A 16,089-nucleotide genomic window follows, 5' to 3' on the forward strand; every position below is an offset into this window, starting at 1 on the left:
CCTGCTCACCCCGTACTCGACCCGCCCCCTCGGTGATGTCGCCCGCCCCCGGGCGCCCCATCGGTGACACCGCCCGTCCCGGCACTCCGCCGGCGATTCGCCCCGCCTGCCCGGCAGCCGTTGCACCGCCCTCGCCGACGGGACGCCGGCCGGCTCCCGTGTGGTCCGCCTCGCCGTCTCCACCTCGCGCGCGTCAGGGCGGCTGCTTCTGTTGCCGCGGTATTGCAACTTCATGGCCACTCACGCGCTCCACTTCCCCGGCCCCGCAGGCGCCCTCTACGGTCCGTAACCAGTCCGTCGCCGCCGCGTCGCCATCCGGGCCCGCGCGTACGTCCGCCACTGAACCACCGTGCGAGGAAAGACATGAGCCAGCCGCTCGACTCCGTCACCGCTGGGCACACCACCGAGGGCCACGACCCCCAGGACAGCGGGCCCGCCTGGTCCTTCGAGACCAAGCAGATCCACTCCGGCGCGGTCCCGGATCCGACGACCGGTGCACGCGCGGTCCCGATCTACCAGTCGACCTCGTTCGTCTTCCGCGACACCCAGCACGCCGCCGACCTCTTCTCCCTGGCCGAGCCGGGCAACATCTACACCAGGATCCACAACCCCACCCAGGACGTCCTGGAACAGCGGATCGCCGCGCTGGAGGGTGGGGTCGCCGCGGTCGCCCTGGCGTCGGGGCAGGCGGCCGAGACACTGGCGATCCTCACCCTGGCGGGTGCGGGGGATCACATCGTCTCCTCAGCCTCCCTCTACGGCGGTACGTACAACCTGTTCCGGCACACCCTCCCCCGCTTCGGCATCGAGGTGTCGTTCGTCGAGGACCCCTCGGACATCGAGGCGTGGCGGGCGGCGGTCCGCCCCCGGACGAAGGCGCTGTTCGCGGAGACGCTGGGCAACCCGCGCGGGGACGTCCTCGACATCCGCGGCGTCGCGGGCGCCGCGCACGAGGCGGGCGTCCCGCTGATCGTCGACAACACCGTGCCGACCCCCTACCTGCTGCGGCCCCTCGAGCACGGCGCCGACATCGTGGTCCACTCGGCGACGAAGTTCCTCGGCGGGCACGGCACGACCGTCGGCGGTGTGGTGGTGGACGGCGGCACCTTCGACTTCGGCACGCACGCGGAGCGCTTCGCGGACTTCCACGCCCCCGACCCCAGCTACCACGGCCTGAGGTACTGGCCCGACCTGGGTCACGGCGCGTTCGCGGCGAAGCTGCGGGTGCAGTTGCTGCGCGACCTGGGACCGGCGCTCTCCCCGCATTCGGCGTTCCTGCTCCTGCAAGGTGTCGAGACGCTCAGCCTGCGCCTGGAGCGGCACACGTCCAACGCGCTGGCACTGGCCCGGTGGCTCGAGGGCCGCGACGAGGTGGCCGCGGTGCACTACGCGGGACTGGAGTCCAGCCCGTGGTACGAGACCGGCCGGCGCTACCTGCCGCGCGGCGCCGGAGCCGTACTCGCCTTCGAACTGCGGGACGGGGTGGAGGCAGGCAAGCGGTTCGTGGACGCGGTCGAGCTGTTCAGCCATCTCGCCAACATCGGTGATGTACGGAGCCTGATCATCCACCCCGCGTCCACCACGCACAGCCAGCTGACCGAGGAGGAGCTCGCCGCCACGGGCGCCACCGCCGGGCTGGTGCGGCTCTCGGTGGGGCTGGAGAACGTGGCCGACCTGAAAGCCGATCTGGAGGCCGGGTTCCGGGCCGCGAAGGCGGCGTCCTGAACAGCGTCACCGCGCCACCCGCGTTCCCCGTCCCGCCGGCCTCCGGCGGCCGGCGGGACGGGGACCCGCCGGGACGCCGTCGCTGGGTGACGCTCACGGACGCTCTGCCGCTCGAGTCCGGTACCGCGCTGCCGGAGGTGCGGATGGCGTACGAGACCTGGGGCAGGCTCGCCCCGGACGGCAGCAACGCGGTGCTCGTCCTGCACGCGCTGACGGGTGACAGCCACGCTGCGGGCCCCGCGGGCCCGGGGCATCCGACGGCGGGCTGGTGGGACGCGCTCATCGGACCGGGCAGGGCCCTGGACACCGACCGGTGGTTCGTCGTCGCCCCGAACGTCCTGGGCGGCTGCCAGGGCAGCACCGGCCCGTCCTCCCGGCGGCCCGACGGAACCCGCTGGGGCGCCGGCTTCCCCCGCCTGACGATCCGTGACCAGGTGGCGGCCGAGGCCGGGCTGGCCGATGCCCTCGGGATCGGCCGGTGGGCCGCGGTGATCGGGGGCTCGATGGGCGGCATGCGTGCCCTCGAATGGGCGGTGTGCCTCCCGGACCGCACGGGGTCGCTCCTGGTGCTCGCCGCCCCGGCCGCTTCCTCGGCGGAGCAGATCGCCTGGGGAAGCCTCCAGATCGCGGCGATCCGCGACGACCCCGGATGGCGGGAAGGCGATTACCACGACGCGCCGCCGGGTTCCGGTCCGCACCGGGGTCTCGGACAGGCCAGGCGGATCGCCCATGTCACCTACCGCAGCGAGGCGGAGCTCGCGTCGCGGTTCGGCCGGGCGGCCCAGGCCGGGGAAGTTCCCTCCCAGGGCGGGCGCTACCAGGTGGAATCGTATCTGGACCACCACGCTGCCAAGCTGGTGCGCCGCTTCGACGCCGGCAGCTACGTGACGCTCACCGAGGCGATGAACGGTCACGACGTGGGCCGCGGCCGTGGTGGGGCGGCCCGCGCCCTGCGCGGGGCGGGGATGCCCGCCCTGATCGCGGGCATCGACTCGGACCGGCTGTATCCGCCGGCGCAGCAGGCGGAGCTGGCGGAGCTGCTGCCGGGCGCCGGGCGCCTGCGGGTCATCCCCTCACCGCACGGGCACGACGGATTTCTCGTCGAGACCGCACACGTCGGAGCGCTCGTACGGGAGTTGCTCACCTCCCGGCGCTCGTGACCGCGCGCCCTGCCCCCCTTACTCCGCGGGAGGAGCTCGCCCGAAGCCCTCGCCGTGGGCGCGGGGACGGCGCGCCCCTCCCCCGTCGTCCAGGGGGCGACGCCGTCCCCCGGGGGCTTGAGGAACCCGCCGCGGGCTGTCTCCGGCTGCCGGACGGCTCTGTGCGGCTATTCGGCGCGACCCGCGTAGTAGGTGGCGATCATGTCCTGGTCACCGTGTCCGGCCGCCTCCGCGCGGGCGAACCGCTCGGCGGCGGCTGCGACGAGGTCCAGCGTCACTCCGGCGGTCCCTGCCGCGTCGAGAATCAGCCGGGCGTCCTTGAGCGCCGTGGAGAGCGCGAAGCTCGGGGTGAGGTCGCCGGACAGCACCGCGGCGGACTTGCCCCGCAGATACGGCGTGTCCAGCGGGCCGCCCTTCATGGCGTCCAGGAAGAGCTGCGGGTCCAGCCCGAGCCCCTCGGCGAGATTGAGGCATTCCGCCACACTGCTGACCAAGTTGATCACCCAGGTGTTGGCGACCAGTTTGAGCCGGGTGGCCGCTCCCGGCTCCTCACCGACCCACAGGGTGCGCTGCCCGATCGCCTCCAGGACCGGCAGCGCCGTCGTCCGTGCGCCGGAGGGGCCGGAGACGAACACCGTGAGCGTGCCCTGCTCGGCGGGTTGCCGCGTGCCGGAGACCGGGGCGTCGAGGTAGAGGAGGCCGAGGTCCGCGGCCCGGTGGGCCAGGTCGCAGGTGGCGTCGAGCCCGACGGTGGCGCTCTGGAGCCAGACCTGACCGGGGCGCAGGCCCGGGGCTGCGGCGGTGAGGGTCTCGACGACGGACGGTCCGTCGTTCAGCGCGGTCAGGACGACATCGGCGCCGAGCACCGCCTCCTGGGCCGTGTCCGTGACGGTGGCGCCGTCGACGGCCAGCGGGTCGGCCTTGGCCCGGGTGCGGTTCCAGGCGCGTACGGGGAGCCCCGCCCTCAGCAGACTGCGTGTCATCCCCGAACCCATGATGCCGGTACCCAGGACCGCGACGGACGGCCTGCCGGGTGTGGCACCCGCAGAGGAGGAGGTGGTCATGACGGGGATTCCCTTCGTCGGTGCGCCCGGCGGGGGCGCGGCGGCGGTGCGGGGCGGGTCGGTGGCCCGTGACACCGGGCGCTCCGAGGCCGGCCCGCCTCAAGACTGCCGCAGCGCACCCTCGAGTACCGCGTGGTGCACGGCTCTGGCGAGTCGCGATCCCCACCGCGACCGTGGCCCGGCGAACGGCTCACCGGGGTCGGGCCCCGGGGCGGGCGTGGCGACGCAGACCGCGTCCGTGGGGGTGCCCGAGCAGTCGAGTCCGGCCTCCAGGAGTGCCTGGACCTTCGCCTCGGTGGCGGTCGCCACCGCGTTGACCAGGGCCGCGTCCGTAAGGGCCACGGGCAGGGTCACCACGATGTTAACGGTGCCCGGTGGGGGCGGGCCGTCGGTGCCCTCGGCCGGAACGGCGGCCCAGCCCCGCACCCCGAGCCCGCTGGTGACGGTGGCGGTCACCCCGCCGTCGGCCGCCACGGTGTACGCGGCGACGTCGGCGGCCGTCATCAGTCCCGCTCCGGGACCGCTCAGCCCGGCGGCGGCGGCGATCTCGGCGAGGTGGCGGTCGGGGTCGAGCCGGGGGTAACCGCCGGGCACCTGCGCGTTGAGGATCCAGGCGCGCGGCCCGATGCCACCGCCGAGCACGGCACTGCTGCACACGCGCCAGCCGGGCCCCAGCCGCCACACCAGCTGGTGCAGACCCGGACCTTCCTCGTACAGGGCCAGCAGCTCGCCGCGCGGTCCGGGCAGTCGGATGCGTACGGAATCGATGGCGCACCCCCGGCGGCTTCCGGCCGACGGTCGGCTACGGCGCATTGATCATACGTGCGGACCGAGGCCGCGCCCACGAGCCCCTCTCACCCGAACGGCGTAATTCGCCGAGACAGCCGACAGCCACCTGATGCGGCGCCACGGCCCGGTCGCGGTGTCCGGGACCGCTCGGGGCCCGGCCCGGGCGGTTGCAGCGTCCAACCGGGTGAGGCGCGATGGAATTCGGACGCGCCACCCCTGGTGGACCCACCCACAGGACGCGCCCGGGCGAGGAGGGATCGGCCATGGGAGCCGCTGACGGTTTCACGGATTCCGGCGAACTCGACGGTCTGACCGTCTACGACAGTGACGGCGAGAAGGTCGGCACCGTGGGACGGGTGTACGTCGACGACGACACCGGCAAGCCCGACTGGATCACGGTCAAGACCGGCATGTTCGGTATGAAGGAGAGCTTCGTCCCGCTGGCGGGGGCCCGCCGCGCAGGCTCCGACCTGCACGTCTCGCATCCGAAGGACCGCGTCAAGGAAGCCCCCCGGGTGGACGCCGACGCGCATCTCTCCGTATCCGAGGAGGAGGAGCTCTACCGCCACTACGGCCTGACCAGAAAGGCCGGCGGCAACGCCGGTGCGCGCGGTGAAGGCCGCACCACGTCCGGGACCGGGACGGGAGCCGTGGGCGCCGCCGGGGCCGGAACGGCGGACGCGGCAGGAACGGCGGGCACCACGGACGCGAAGGGGAAGGCGACCACGGCCGGCGGCGCCGCCGCCGGTGCGGGCACGGGCCGGCACCGCGACACGGAGGCCTCCTCCACGTCACGCCCGCTCGCCGGAGCCGGGGCCGAACGGTCGGCCGCCGGTGCCGGAGGCCGGGACGAGATGGTGCGTTCCGAGGAGCAGCTCCTCGTCGGCACGGAGGAGTACGAGAGCGGAAAGGCACATCTGCACAAGTACGTCGTGACGGAGAACGTCACCCGTACCGTGCCCGTGTCCCACGAGGAAGTACGCGTGGTCCGCGAGCCTCTGCAGCCCGGCGAGAAGACGACGGGGCCGACGAGCATCGGCGAACAGGACGTCGAAGTCACCCTGCACGCGGAGCGCGCCACCGTCCGCAAGGACACGGTCCCGGTGGAACGGGTCCGTCTGGAAACCAGCAAGGTCACCGAGCAGAAGGAAGTCTCCGCCGAACTCCGCAAGGAGAAGATCGACTACGGGGAGGGTACGGACATGGGCAGCGGCAAGGACACCGGCGGCGAGTTCGGCCGGGGACGTCGCCGCTGACCCCTCACCCGGCGGCGACGGGCCGCGTCAGAAGCGAGGGCGGACCCGGACGGCGTGCGGGCCCGCCCTTCCGCGGGGGTGAGGCATCTGCTCTCACCCGGGCGGCAGCGGAGCCCCGCCCGCCGGGCGCCCGGGCAGGAAGCGCACCCAGGGCCGCCCGTCGGCCCCGTCCGGCGTCACCACCGCCCGCACGCCGTACACCTCGCGGACGAGTTTCTCGGTGATCACCTCGGAGGGCGTGCCGGCCGCCACCACCCGGCCCTCCGCCAGAACGGTGACCCGGTCGCAGAACATCGCGGCCAGGTTGAGGTCGTGGAGCGCGATCACCGCGGTCACGGGCAGCGCGGCGACCAGGGAGAGCAGCTCCAGCTGGTGCTGGATGTCCAGGTGGTTCGTCGGCTCGTCCAGCAGGAGTTCGCGCGGCTGCTGGGCGAGGGCGCGCGCGATCTGCACGCGCTGGCGTTCGCCTCCCGACAGGGTGTGCCAGGACTGCGCGGACCTGTCGGTGAGCCCGGTGCGCTCCAGCGCCTCGCGTACGGCGTCCTCGTCCTCCTGGGCCGGGGCGGACCAGGCCCTGCGGTGCGGGATGCGGCCGAGGCGTACGACGTCCAGGACGCTGAGCTCCACCTGGGTGACCGCGTGCTGGTCGACGACGGCGACCCGCCGGGCGACGGTACGGCGGCCGGTGTCGGCGAGGGTGCGGCCGTCGAGGGTGACGACGCCGGCGCCCGGGGCGAGGATGCCGGCCATCACGCGCAGCAGCGTGGACTTCCCGGAGCCGTTGGGGCCCAGGAGCCCGACCGTGGCCCCGGGCGGCGGTGCCATGCTCACGCCGTCCAGGACGATGCGGCCGCCCGCCTCCCGGCTCACGCGCGCGGCCCGCAGCCCCTGGCTCCGGCCCGGGGTGCCCGTCATGTGGCTCTCCGGGTGCGGTGGAGGACTGCGACGAAAGCCGGGACCCCGATGAGGGCGGTGACCACCCCGACCGGCACCTCCTGCGGATCCAGGACGGTCCGGGCCAGGGTGTCCACCCAGACCAGGAAGACGGCACCGGCGAGCGCGGTGACGGGCAGCAGGCGCCGGTGCCCCGAACCGGTCAGTGCGCGGGCCGCGTGCGGCAGGACCAGGCCCACGAAGCCGATGGCGCCCGCCGAACTGACGAGCGCGGCGGTGAGCAGCGCCGTCGTGCACAGCAGCAGGACCCGGGTACGGGTCACGTGGACACCCAGCGCGGCGGCCGCGTCCTGGCCGAACGCGAAGGCGTCGAGCGTACGGGCGTGCCCGAGGCAGACCAGGAGCGTCACGGCGAGGACCGCGGAGCAGGCCCACACATCGCTCCACCCCACCCCGCTGAGGGAGCCGAGCAGCCAGAACAGGACGCCCCGGGTCTGCTCGGCGTCGGCCGCGGTCATGACGACGAAGGAGGTGAGCGCGGAGAAGAGCTGCATGGCCGCCACCCCGGCGAGGACGACCCGGTCGGTGGTCCCGCCGAGCGTGTGGCTGAGCAGCAGGACCAGGGCGAACGAGCAGAGGGCCCCGGCGAAGGCCCCGGCCTGGACGGACACCGCGCCGCCGCCCGCACCGAGGACGACGACCGCGACCGCGCCGGTGGACGCCCCGGAGGAGACGCCGAGGACGAAGGGGTCGGCGAGCGGGTTGCGCAGCAGGGACTGCATCACGGTGCCGCACACCGCGAGTCCGGCCCCGCACACCGCCGCGAGGAGGGTGCGGGGCATGCGCAGGTTCCAGATGATGCCGTCCCTGATCGGGGACAGCCGTGAGTCGCCGGCCCCCAGATGGGCGGCCACCGCGGACCAGACGTCCGGTACGGAGATCCGGGCGGGCCCGACGGTGACGGCGGCCGCGACCGACAGGACCAGCAGGACGGCCCCGCCGCTCCACAGGAGACCGCCCCGCAGGACCCGGACACCCGGCGTACGGCTGCCGGGCACGGGAGCCGGGCGGGACGCGCGGGCGTCAGGTGCGGGCGTACGGGCGGCAGGTGCGGGCGTACGGGCGGCAGGGACGGACGCAGTGCCGGCCCCACGCGGGGCGGGGGTGCTCGCGTGGCGGGCGGGGCCCGGCTCCCCGCCCGGGTCCGGGGCCCGTTCGGTCTCCGTCACCCCGCGAGCCCGAAGGAGCGCAGGCCGGCGGCGACGCGCTCCACACCCTCGACGGTCCGGACGGTCGGGTTCATGGCCTGGCCGCTGAGGAGGACGTACCGCTTGTGCCGCACCGCGTCCATGTTCTTCGTGGCGGGGTTGGACTCCAGGAACCGGATCTTCTGCTCGGCGCTCTCCGCGCTCTGCGCGCGGCGGGTGAGGTCGCCGATGACCAGGACGTCGGGGTTCCGGTCGGCGACGGTCTCCCAGTTGATCCGGGGCCACTCCTCGTGGGTGTCGTCGAAGACGTTCTTCGCCCCGAGTTCCCCGGTGATGATGCCGGGCGCTCCGCAGCACCCGGCGAGGTAGGGGGCGTCGGAGTCGGAGAACCAGTAGAGCAGCGTGGTGTGGGAGGCGTCGATGCCGGCGGTCGCCGTCCGGACCCGCTCGCGGAGGCCGGCGACGAGCTCGTCGCCCCGCTCCTTCACCCCGAACACCCGGGCCAGGTCGTGCACTTCGGCGTAGACGCTCTCCATGGTCAGGGGCTTCGTACGGGAGCCGTCACCACTGCCGCTGTTGTCCTTGGCCGTGCAGTCCGCGGGCGAGACGTACGTCGGTACTCCGAGTTCCTCGAACTGTGCGCGGGGCGCGACGCCTCCGGTGGCGAGCGTCGACTCGAAGGAGGCGCTGACGAAATCGGGTTCCGTGTCCAGGACCTTCTCGGAGGAGGGCCGGTTCTCCGCGATGCGGGGCACCTTCGCGTCGGCCTTCTCCAGACCCTTCATCACCGGGTCGGTCCAGGTGGAGGTACCGGCCAGCCGGTCACCGAGCCCGAGGGAGAGCAGGATCTCCGTCGATCCCTGGTCCAGGGAGACGGCCCTGCTCGGCGCCCTGTCGACCGTCACCGTCCGGCCGCAGTTCCTCAGTGTCACCGGATAACCGGCGCCGCTGTCCCGGCCGGCCCCGTCGGGCGCCCCGCCGCTGCCGCCGCAGGCGGTCAGCAGGACGAGTCCGGCGGTGGACAGGGCGGTTCGGCGTACGGTGCGGGATATGGGCGGCACGGAGTCCCTCTGCGTCTCGGGGCTCATGCGCGGAGCCCGTACGGAGTCCGCCCCCGGTCGGGGGACGGGTGCCAGCAGGTCTTCGGACTCGGGTTCGTCCGGACGGGGCGCCTTCCCGGGGCACCCGAGGGTGTCCCAGTGGCCGTGGCCCCGCCCGTCCCCCTCACCGCTGCGCGTCAGCTCCGGATTCGCACCGGATTCCCTGACTCCACGTGGAGTTCGACTGGCGCCTGCAAGCTATCACGCGGCTCGGCGGCCCCGGTGGCCCTGCGGCCGGTACGACGGGGAGGCTTCCCGTCGTACCGGCCGTCCGCCGGTCACCGCTCGGGGCGAACCGATTCGCCGGTGGCCGTCCTCGGCCTCCGGTACCGGCGGGCGAGGACGTGGACCGTGCCCCAGTACGCCAGCAGGAGGGCCCGCAGGCCGAGGATCTCCAGGGACTCGCGTACGGCACGGCACGGTCCGCAGCCGCCGGCACCCGGTCGTGCACGCGTGCCCCGCGCGGCGTTCACCGGGCTCCCTGCGGGGAGCCGGCCGGACGATCGTGCCAGGGGGCCTCGGGGTCGTCGTAGGCGTCGGCGTAACCCGGCCCGGCGATCGGCCAGTCGGCGAGCAGTTCGGCGGGCAGTGCGAAGGAGTCGGCCAGTTCACGGGCGTGCGCGGCGACCGACGTGATCAGTTCCTCGGTGATCTCGGGCAGGGCGTCGACCTGATCGCGGGTCAGCAGTCCGGCGGCCAGCAGGTCGCCGCTGTTGCGGGCCACCCACTCGACGGCGAACAGCCGTTCCAGCTCCGCCAGCCGCTCCCGGGCGGCTCCTTCGGGGAGAGTGGCACGGGCTTCGGCGTACGCCGCGGCGGCTTCCCGGTACGCGCGGGCCTCGACCGCGCGCAGGGCGGGACCGGCGGCCGCGTTCCACCGCTCGAGCCGGTCGGCGCCGGTGGCCCGCAACATGCGCCGTTCGGCCCGGCCGTACCAGATGTCCTCCACCGCGGCACACAGCGCCCCGAGGAAGCGCGGGTCGGCCAGGTCGCCGGGGCCGCGAGGGGCGTCCGGGCCGGGACCGGGCCGCCGGGCGCCCGGCGGCCCGTCGGCCGCGGCGCCTGCCAGGAGCATGTCGGCCGCGGCCTTGGCGTACAGGGCGATGTTGTCGCCCTCGGCCGTGATGGCGCCCTCCACGCCCGTGACGAGCTCCGTCATGCCGTTGTTCTCCAACAGCGCCTGGGCGCCGCAGCGTTCGCGGCACTGGACGATGACGGAACGGGCCTGCCAGGTGATCCATCCCTTGGCGACGGCGACCAGCCGCTCCGCCTCCTCCCTGCCCTCCTCGTCGCAGCCCTCCCACCGGTCGAGCACCCGGCGGTGGAGCAGGCTCATGGCGAAGACCGTCGCCATGGCCGAGGCGAGGGGCCCGTGATGGGTGCGGTGGGCGTTGACCGGCACGGGGCCCGTGCCCCGGGAGCCGGAGATCACCCGGTGATCGCCGTAGCGGACGGCGACCGCGAGGGTCGCGCGGGCCGTACCCGCCGCGCAGGCGCTCATGGAGACCCTGCCGGAGGTGACCCTGCCGATGGAGGTCAGGAAGCGGCTCCGCAGCCCGGCCGGGGAGGTGGTGAGACTCTCCGCCGGGCCGTCCTCCTCGGGCGTCTCCAGCAGCGCGTCCCGAGCCACGAACAGGTGGTCGAAGGAGGTGAGGCAGTGGTCCACCGGGCTGCCCATCCTGGCGGGCAGCCGGCGGATCCGTACGCCGGGCAGGGCCTGGTGGTCGTCGGTGAGCGGGACCAGGAAGAGGCGGACCCCGTGGTCCGTGCCGTCGGCCGTCAGCCGGGCCGCGACCAGTCCGGACTTGGGCCCGCCCGCCGGACTGGTGTTGGGCATGAACTTCTGCGCCCCGGCGTGCGGGGTGTGCAGGACGAAGCCGTCCCGGGCCCGGTCGTACGTCGCGGTGGTCTCCATGGCCGCGGCGTCGTTCCCGTGCGCCACCTCCGTGCAGAGGTAGGTCCCGATCCGGCGCACGGCCAGGTAGTCCGACAGGTCGCGGCGGGCCGCGTCGTGGTCCAGGAGGCTCCCGAGGAAGAGGTTGTAGTGGATGCCCGCGACGGTGGTGAGTGCGGGGTCGACCGCTCCGAGCCATTCGTGCAGGGCGGCCAGGCCCCGGGGGTCGGCGGCGAGGCGGGCTCCGCTGTCGATCGACCGGTTGAGGATCCGCAGTCGTTCATAGGCGAGATCCAGCCTCTCCTCGGGGGTGCCACCGGCGGGGCGGCGGAACGGTTCTGTGCTGATCAGCCGCTGCCAGAAGCCGTGTTCGGAGGCGAATTCCGGCCCCAGGAGGACGCCGGTCAGCTGTTCGGCGGTGGACGGTGGGACGGTGTCGGTAAGGGTCACGGTCATACAGAACTGAACGACCGGACGGGGAGGAGGACACCCTCACCGTTCCGGGACAGGCGCGCTGGTCAGCGCTGCGGCGAGCTCCTTCTCGTCGGGGGGCAGGGCGCCGGCCCGGCCGACGGTCACACCGGACGACGCCACCGCGTGGCGCAGCACGTCCCCGACGGTGCTCGCGTCGAGGGAGCGCAGGCGCGCGCGGCCCTGTTCGCCTAGCAGACCGTACGAGGCGAGGGCGTGCAGCGCGCCCGACATGAACGCGTCTCCCGCCCCCACGGTGTCCACCACCGGGACGTCGGCCGCACCGGCGCTCACCGTCGCGCCGGGGAGGAACGCCGTCGCCCCGTCCGCTCCGCGCGTGACGAACACGGCGGCCGGACCGGCGCGCAGCCATCGCTCCGCCGCCTTCTCGGGGGCCTCGTCCGGGTACAGCCAGCGCAGGTCCTCGTCGCTGGCCTTGACGACGTCGCTGAGGGCCACGCACCTCTCGGCCCGGCGTACGGCCTCGGTACGGTCCCCCATCAGGTCGGGCCGCACGTTGGGGTCGTAGCTGACGGTCGCGGCCGGGCGGAGCGCTTCGACGGTCTCCAGCACGGTGCCGGCCCCGGGCTCCACGGCCGTGGCGATGGAACCCGTATGAACGTGCTGGTGCGGCCCTCCGGTCGCCGCGGCGGCCAGGGTCCAGGTGATGTCGAAGGTGTACGTGGCTCCCCCGGCGTCGTCGAGGGTGACCGCGGCGGCCGGGGTGGGTGCGTCCGCGCCGTCGGTGCGCACCCTGACGCCGGCCGAGACGAGGTGATCCCTGATCAGCCGTCCGTTCGCGTCCGGGCCCAGCTGGGTGAGCAGCGTGATGTCGCGGCCCAGCCGCGCCAGGCCGTAGGCGACGTTCGCGGGGCTCCCCCCGGGGTGGATCCGGTCGGCCGCGCCGGGGAGGCGGACGATGTCGGCCACGCATTCGCCGATGACCAGCAGGGCGAGTCTGTCGAGCATGGGGTGGGTCTCCTGGGAACGCCGGCGAAAGAGTCCGGCGGCTCACGCCGCCATGGCACACACTGCCGCCGATTCTGCCCCGTGGGGACGGGTCCCCGGAAGACCTCGCGTACCGTCCGCCGTCAGGAGGCGCCCTTGTCCCCTTCCTCCCCGTACCTCCGCTCGAACTTGGCGACCTGCCCCTCGGTGTCGACCACCCGCGCCTTGCCGGTGAAGAACGGGTGGCTCTCGGCGGAGATCTCCACGTCGATCACGGGGTAGCTGTTGCCGTCGTCCCAGTCGATGGTCTGCTCACTGGAGGCGGTGGACCGGGTCAGGAAGGCGTAGCCGGCGGAACGGTCCCGGAAGACCACGGGGCGGTACGACGGGTGCTTGTCCTTCTGCATGGCTGCTCCTGGAGGTACGGGGATCTCACGTCCCGGCTTCGGGCCAGCCTCGCGAACGCCGGGGACCGCCGCGATCCGGCACGTCCGTACGGAGCAGTGGTCACCCGGGCACCCCGCCGCCGTGGCCGGTGGCTCCCGTGGCCACCGGAGCCGCCGGGCCGGCCGCCGCCTGGATGCCGGGGGCCGGGGCGGTACGGCGGGTCCACAGGGCCGCTCCCGCGAGCAGCGCCGCCGCGCCGAGCAGCCAGGGCAGCGGGCCGGCGGGCAGCGCGCCGATGAGCAGTCCGCCGGTCGCCGCGACGAGTTGCAGGGCGAGGGACTGGACGGACAGCGCGGTGGCGCGGCCCGCGGAGTCGACGCGGCGGTGCAGCAGGTCGTTCTCGCTGGGGCCCGCGGCGCCGAGTCCCAGGTGGACCAGGGCGTAGCCGGTGGCCGCCGCGGTGAGGGCGGGCGCGCCGGTGGAGAACACGGTGACGGCGAGGAGCAGCAGGCCGGTGCCGCCGGTCGCGAGGCCGGCCAGGACCGCGCGCTCGCTGCTCCCCGCGAGCCGGGCGAGGAGCGGCGCAGCGTGGCTGCCGAGCGCCGAGCAGACGAAGCCGGCGGTGGCCAGGCCCGCGAACAGCACAGCGCCGGACTCCGGGGTGCCCGCCAGTCCGGCGGCACGACCGGGGCTGAGCAGTTCGACGGCCGCGAGTGCCGTCCCCGCGGCGGCGGCGGTCAGCAGGATGCGGCGGATCAGGGTGTCCCGGGCGCCCAGGCGCATCCCCGCGCCGATGGCCCCCGGGACACCCCTCAGGACGCCGCGCAGCGTGGCGGTCGGACGGGGCGGTTCACGCAGCGCCGCCAGGACGTGGACGACGAAGGCGATCTCGACGAGAACGCCGACGAGCACGGGGACGGAGAGCGGAAGGACCAGTTCGGCGGTGTACGCACCCAGCCGGGCGGCCGTGTCCGGGCCGAGGCCCAGCAGCCACGGCAGCGCGCCCCCGGCCAGCGTGCCGAGGGCGAGCGCCGCCGCCTGGGCGGCGCTGCCGCGCGCCAGTCCCGTACGGAGGTCGGCGTCGGGACCGGAGTGCGCCTGCACCGTGTCGACGTACCAGGCTTCGGCCGGTCCGCTGGAGAGCGCGCGGGCCGCGCCCATGAGCGCCATGCCGAGGGCGAGGACCCATGCGGTCGTACCCAGCCCGATGAGCAGGAGGGCGCCCACGTCGACGACGCCGGCGCAGGCCAGGACGGTGCGCCGCCCGATGACGTCGGAGAGGCCTCCGGTGGGGAGTTCCAGCGCGGCGGCGGTCAGCGAGTGCGCGGCCAGGACCGCGGCGACGGCGGTGAGGCCCAGGCCGCGTTCGGTGAAGAGCAGCACCATGGGGGCCATGGTCAGACCGACGGGGAGCCAGAAGAGGAACGACGCGGCCACGAAGCGGCGGCGCGCGGCGCGTTCCCCGAGCCCGCCGGAGAGTGCGGCCCGGGGCGGCGGCGTCACCGGCCGCCCTCGTCCGATGCGGCGGGGCCACCCTCGGCACGGGCACCCGCCACGGCCTCGGGCAGGTCGGGGCCGGCCGCGGTGGGGCCGCCCGCACGGGCGTCAGGTGCGGCCGCGTCAGCGACGGGTGGGGTGCCCGGGGCGAGCGGGAGCCCGGCGAGGAGCACCACGACCTGTTCGGCCCGGGGGTCGTCCGCGTCCCGCGCGGTGAGCTCGGCTGTCTTGGCGCGGAACGTCTCCCGGAGTTCAGCGAGGGATTCCGGGGTCAGCCGGGGCATCAGGTCGTCGATGCCGGAGTGCGCCTGCCACTCCTCGCCGAGGCGGCCCTGCGCGACGTCGTCCTCGTGCTGGGCCACGGTGGCCAGCAGGTGCTCGGTCTGCCGGCGTCTGCTCACCTCGAGGGCTGCGCGGCCCCCTGGCGCGGCGTACATCGCCGCGTTGCTCCACGAGGTGACGGAGTGGACGGGCTTCCAGCGGCGCTCGCGCCCGTCGCGGTGCTCGGCCTCCGCGACGAAGGCGTACTTGGCGAGTACCCGCAGGTGGTAACTGGTGGAGGCCGACGACTCCCCCGTCCTGACGGCCAGTTCGCTCGCGGTGGCCGGGCCGTGCTGCCGCAGGAGTCCGAGCAGCGTCAGCCGCAGCGGGTGGGTGAGCGCCTTCAGGGCCGCCGAGTCCTGCTCGGGGTCGAGTACACGCGATGACGGGTCGCTGTCCATGACGGCAGCCTAGAGCGGTCCCGACTTCTCCAAAAGTATTTTTGCAAAATTTATTCTGGGAATCTCGCCGCGCTCCGTGCGGCAGGAGTCAGTCCCGCCGCACCCCCTCCAGCGCGTCCGCCACGAGGTCGAGGAACCGGGCCTGCGCCCGTGGGCTGAACAGCGGCTCCGGGTTCCACGGCACGGCCGTCGCCCGCCGGACGACCTCCCGCCACTCCGGGGCTCCGGCCTCCCCGAGCGGAGCCGCGTTCGACCGGATGTCCGTCAGGACCACATCGGGACGCAGGGCCGCGACGTCCGCCCAGCCGAGGGTGGACCAGTTGACCCCGGCACCCTCCCCCGGGCCCACCAGGGCGACCCCGAGCCCGGCCAGCACCCTCAGCTCCGGCCACATGGCGGGGCGGGCGACGTGCGCCTGTTCCCGGCCGGCCGGCGACAGAGCCACCACACGAAGGCCGTCCGGGACGGCGTCCGCGGCGCCACGGAGCCGCTCCCGGGCGGCGTCCAGGCCGTGCGCCAGGTCCTCCGCGGGCTCGGCCCCGAGCGAGCGCGCCAGCTCGGTGAAGCGTGCGGCCGTGCGATCCAGGGCCCGCGCCTGGCCCACGTCGATCACGACGACCGGAACGCGCTCCTCCAGGTGCTCGGCGATGTCCGGCTCCAGCCCGTAGACCTGTCCGTGGCCGTAGCTGACGGCCACGACCAGGTCCGGCGCGCCGCGCAGGAGGGTGTCCAGGTCCAGGCCGCCGCCCGCGCCCCGGTAGTCGACGGAATCGAGCGGGAGTGTGCCGGTCTTCGCCGGGTCGGGCGCCGACCCGTCGTGACCGGAGCCGAAGATCCCCTCCGGCTGCACCCCGAGATCCCACAGGGTGGCTCCCGCCTGGACGTACGCGAGCACCCTGGACGGACGGCGGTCCGCCGTCGCCCGTCGCCCCCGGTCGTCCGTGAACGTCCACGCGCCCCGCTCAGCCATGTCC

15 protein-coding genes and 1 riboswitch are annotated in these 16,089 nt (G+C 74.4%); of the genes, 3 read left to right on the top strand and 12 right to left on the bottom strand.

Annotated elements, in window-relative coordinates; all coding sequences use genetic code 11:
- Nucleotides 1–363 precede the first annotated feature (363 nt).
- Both BA175_RS25620 and metX read left to right on the top strand, forming a co-directional pair.
- Nucleotides 364–1,725, top strand: a complete 1,362-nt coding sequence (locus BA175_RS25620; RefSeq protein WP_079159806.1) for a bifunctional o-acetylhomoserine/o-acetylserine sulfhydrylase — start codon at nt 364–366, stop codon at nt 1,723–1,725.
- Entirely contained in the window at nt 1,722–2,885 is a 1,164-nt protein-coding gene (gene metX, locus BA175_RS25625) for a homoserine O-acetyltransferase MetX (RefSeq protein WP_069173888.1), read from the top strand. Before BA175_RS25620 ends, metX begins: the two co-directional genes overlap by 4 nt.
- A gap of 167 nt (nt 2,886–3,052) precedes the next feature.
- Here the strand turns inward: metX and BA175_RS25630 are convergent, their stop codons facing one another.
- Nucleotides 3,053–3,949, bottom strand: coding sequence for an NAD(P)-dependent oxidoreductase (locus BA175_RS25630; protein WP_069173889.1), 897 nt, complete (start codon nt 3,947–3,949; stop codon nt 3,053–3,055).
- Between the two features lie 99 nt (nt 3,950–4,048).
- Nucleotides 4,049–4,762 carry an adenosylcobinamide amidohydrolase gene (locus BA175_RS25635; RefSeq protein ID WP_079159807.1) on the bottom strand — a complete coding sequence of 238 codons (714 nt, stop codon included), beginning with the start codon at nt 4,760–4,762 and terminating at the stop codon, nt 4,049–4,051.
- A 239-nt stretch (nt 4,763–5,001) separates the two neighbouring features.
- Here BA175_RS25635 and BA175_RS25640 point away from each other — a divergent pair, with 239 nt between their 5' ends.
- Nucleotides 5,002–5,994 carry a PRC and DUF2382 domain-containing protein gene (locus BA175_RS25640; RefSeq protein ID WP_069173890.1) on the top strand — a complete coding sequence of 331 codons (993 nt, stop codon included), beginning with the start codon at nt 5,002–5,004 and terminating at the stop codon, nt 5,992–5,994.
- A 93-nt stretch (nt 5,995–6,087) separates the two neighbouring features.
- Here BA175_RS25640 and BA175_RS25645 read toward each other — a convergent pair whose 3' ends face one another.
- From BA175_RS25645 to BA175_RS25690, 10 genes are all read right to left on the bottom strand, one after another.
- Nucleotides 6,088–6,909 carry an ABC transporter ATP-binding protein gene (locus BA175_RS25645; RefSeq protein ID WP_069173891.1) on the bottom strand — a complete coding sequence of 274 codons (822 nt, stop codon included), beginning with the start codon at nt 6,907–6,909 and terminating at the stop codon, nt 6,088–6,090.
- The gene (locus BA175_RS25650; RefSeq protein WP_069173892.1) at nt 6,906–7,946 is read right to left on the bottom strand and encodes a FecCD family ABC transporter permease; all 1,041 of its coding nucleotides are present in this window, start codon (nt 7,944–7,946) and stop codon (nt 6,906–6,908) included. Before BA175_RS25650 ends, BA175_RS25645 begins: the two co-directional genes overlap by 4 nt.
- A 167-nt stretch (nt 7,947–8,113) precedes the next feature.
- Entirely contained in the window at nt 8,114–9,184 is a 1,071-nt protein-coding gene (locus BA175_RS25655; RefSeq protein WP_175420922.1) for an ABC transporter substrate-binding protein, read from the bottom strand.
- A 29-nt stretch (nt 9,185–9,213) separates the two neighbouring features.
- A riboswitch (cobalamin riboswitch) is annotated at nt 9,214–9,400 on the bottom strand.
- A gap of 74 nt (nt 9,401–9,474) precedes the next feature.
- Nucleotides 9,475–9,669 carry a hypothetical protein gene (locus BA175_RS32340; RefSeq protein ID WP_069173893.1) on the bottom strand — a complete coding sequence of 65 codons (195 nt, stop codon included), beginning with the start codon at nt 9,667–9,669 and terminating at the stop codon, nt 9,475–9,477.
- Complete coding sequence (locus BA175_RS25665; RefSeq protein ID WP_069173894.1) at nt 9,666–11,546, bottom strand: acyl-CoA dehydrogenase family protein; 1,881 nt, start codon at nt 11,544–11,546, stop codon at nt 9,666–9,668. The genes BA175_RS32340 and BA175_RS25665 overlap by 4 nt, the downstream gene beginning before the upstream one ends.
- A 36-nt stretch (nt 11,547–11,582) precedes the next feature.
- Nucleotides 11,583–12,530 carry a carbohydrate kinase family protein gene (locus tag BA175_RS25670; RefSeq protein WP_069173895.1) on the bottom strand — a complete coding sequence of 316 codons (948 nt, stop codon included), beginning with the start codon at nt 12,528–12,530 and terminating at the stop codon, nt 11,583–11,585.
- Between the two features lie 122 nt (nt 12,531–12,652).
- Nucleotides 12,653–12,916 carry a type B 50S ribosomal protein L31 gene (locus BA175_RS25675; RefSeq protein ID WP_069173896.1) on the bottom strand — a complete coding sequence of 88 codons (264 nt, stop codon included), beginning with the start codon at nt 12,914–12,916 and terminating at the stop codon, nt 12,653–12,655.
- Nucleotides 12,917–13,016: 100 nt separating this feature from the next.
- Entirely contained in the window at nt 13,017–14,399 is a 1,383-nt protein-coding gene (locus tag BA175_RS25680; RefSeq protein WP_069173897.1) for an MFS transporter, read from the bottom strand.
- On the bottom strand, nt 14,396–15,115 hold the full coding sequence (locus BA175_RS25685; RefSeq protein WP_069173898.1) for a helix-turn-helix domain-containing protein: 720 nt from the start codon (nt 15,113–15,115) through the stop codon (nt 14,396–14,398). Before BA175_RS25685 ends, BA175_RS25680 begins: the two co-directional genes overlap by 4 nt.
- Nucleotides 15,116–15,203: 88 nt before the next feature.
- Entirely contained in the window at nt 15,204–16,085 is an 882-nt protein-coding gene (locus BA175_RS25690) for an ABC transporter substrate-binding protein (protein WP_069173899.1), read from the bottom strand.
- Between the last annotated feature and the right edge of the window lie 4 nt (nt 16,086–16,089).

The organism is Streptomyces griseus (assembly GCF_001715295.1).
Classification (GTDB): domain Bacteria; phylum Actinomycetota; class Actinomycetes; order Streptomycetales; family Streptomycetaceae; genus Streptomyces; species Streptomyces griseus_G.

What these genes read in the sequence shown, in the direction of transcription:
- BA175_RS25665 (WP_069173894.1), bottom strand. Translation starts at nt 11,546, where the DNA reads ATGACCGTGACCCTTACCGACACCGTCCCACCGTCCACCGCCGAACAG.
- BA175_RS25675 (WP_069173896.1), bottom strand. Translation starts at nt 12,916, where the DNA reads ATGCAGAAGGACAAGCACCCGTCGTACCGCCCCGTGGTCTTCCGGGAC.
- BA175_RS25630 (WP_069173889.1), bottom strand. Translation starts at nt 3,949, where the DNA reads ATGACCACCTCCTCCTCTGCGGGTGCCACACCCGGCAGGCCGTCCGTC.
- BA175_RS25685 (WP_069173898.1), bottom strand. Translation starts at nt 15,115, where the DNA reads ATGGACAGCGACCCGTCATCGCGTGTACTCGACCCCGAGCAGGACTCG.
- BA175_RS25620 (WP_079159806.1), top strand. Translation starts at nt 364, where the DNA reads ATGAGCCAGCCGCTCGACTCCGTCACCGCTGGGCACACCACCGAGGGC.
- BA175_RS25655 (WP_175420922.1), bottom strand. Translation starts at nt 9,184, where the DNA reads ATGAGCCCCGAGACGCAGAGGGACTCCGTGCCGCCCATATCCCGCACC.
- BA175_RS25645 (WP_069173891.1), bottom strand. Translation starts at nt 6,909, where the DNA reads ATGACGGGCACCCCGGGCCGGAGCCAGGGGCTGCGGGCCGCGCGCGTG.
- BA175_RS25635 (WP_079159807.1), bottom strand. Translation starts at nt 4,762, where the DNA reads ATGCGCCGTAGCCGACCGTCGGCCGGAAGCCGCCGGGGGTGCGCCATC.
- BA175_RS25690 (WP_069173899.1), bottom strand. Translation starts at nt 16,085, where the DNA reads ATGGCTGAGCGGGGCGCGTGGACGTTCACGGACGACCGGGGGCGACGG.
- BA175_RS25640 (WP_069173890.1), top strand. Translation starts at nt 5,002, where the DNA reads ATGGGAGCCGCTGACGGTTTCACGGATTCCGGCGAACTCGACGGTCTG.
- BA175_RS25670 (WP_069173895.1), bottom strand. Translation starts at nt 12,530, where the DNA reads ATGCTCGACAGACTCGCCCTGCTGGTCATCGGCGAATGCGTGGCCGAC.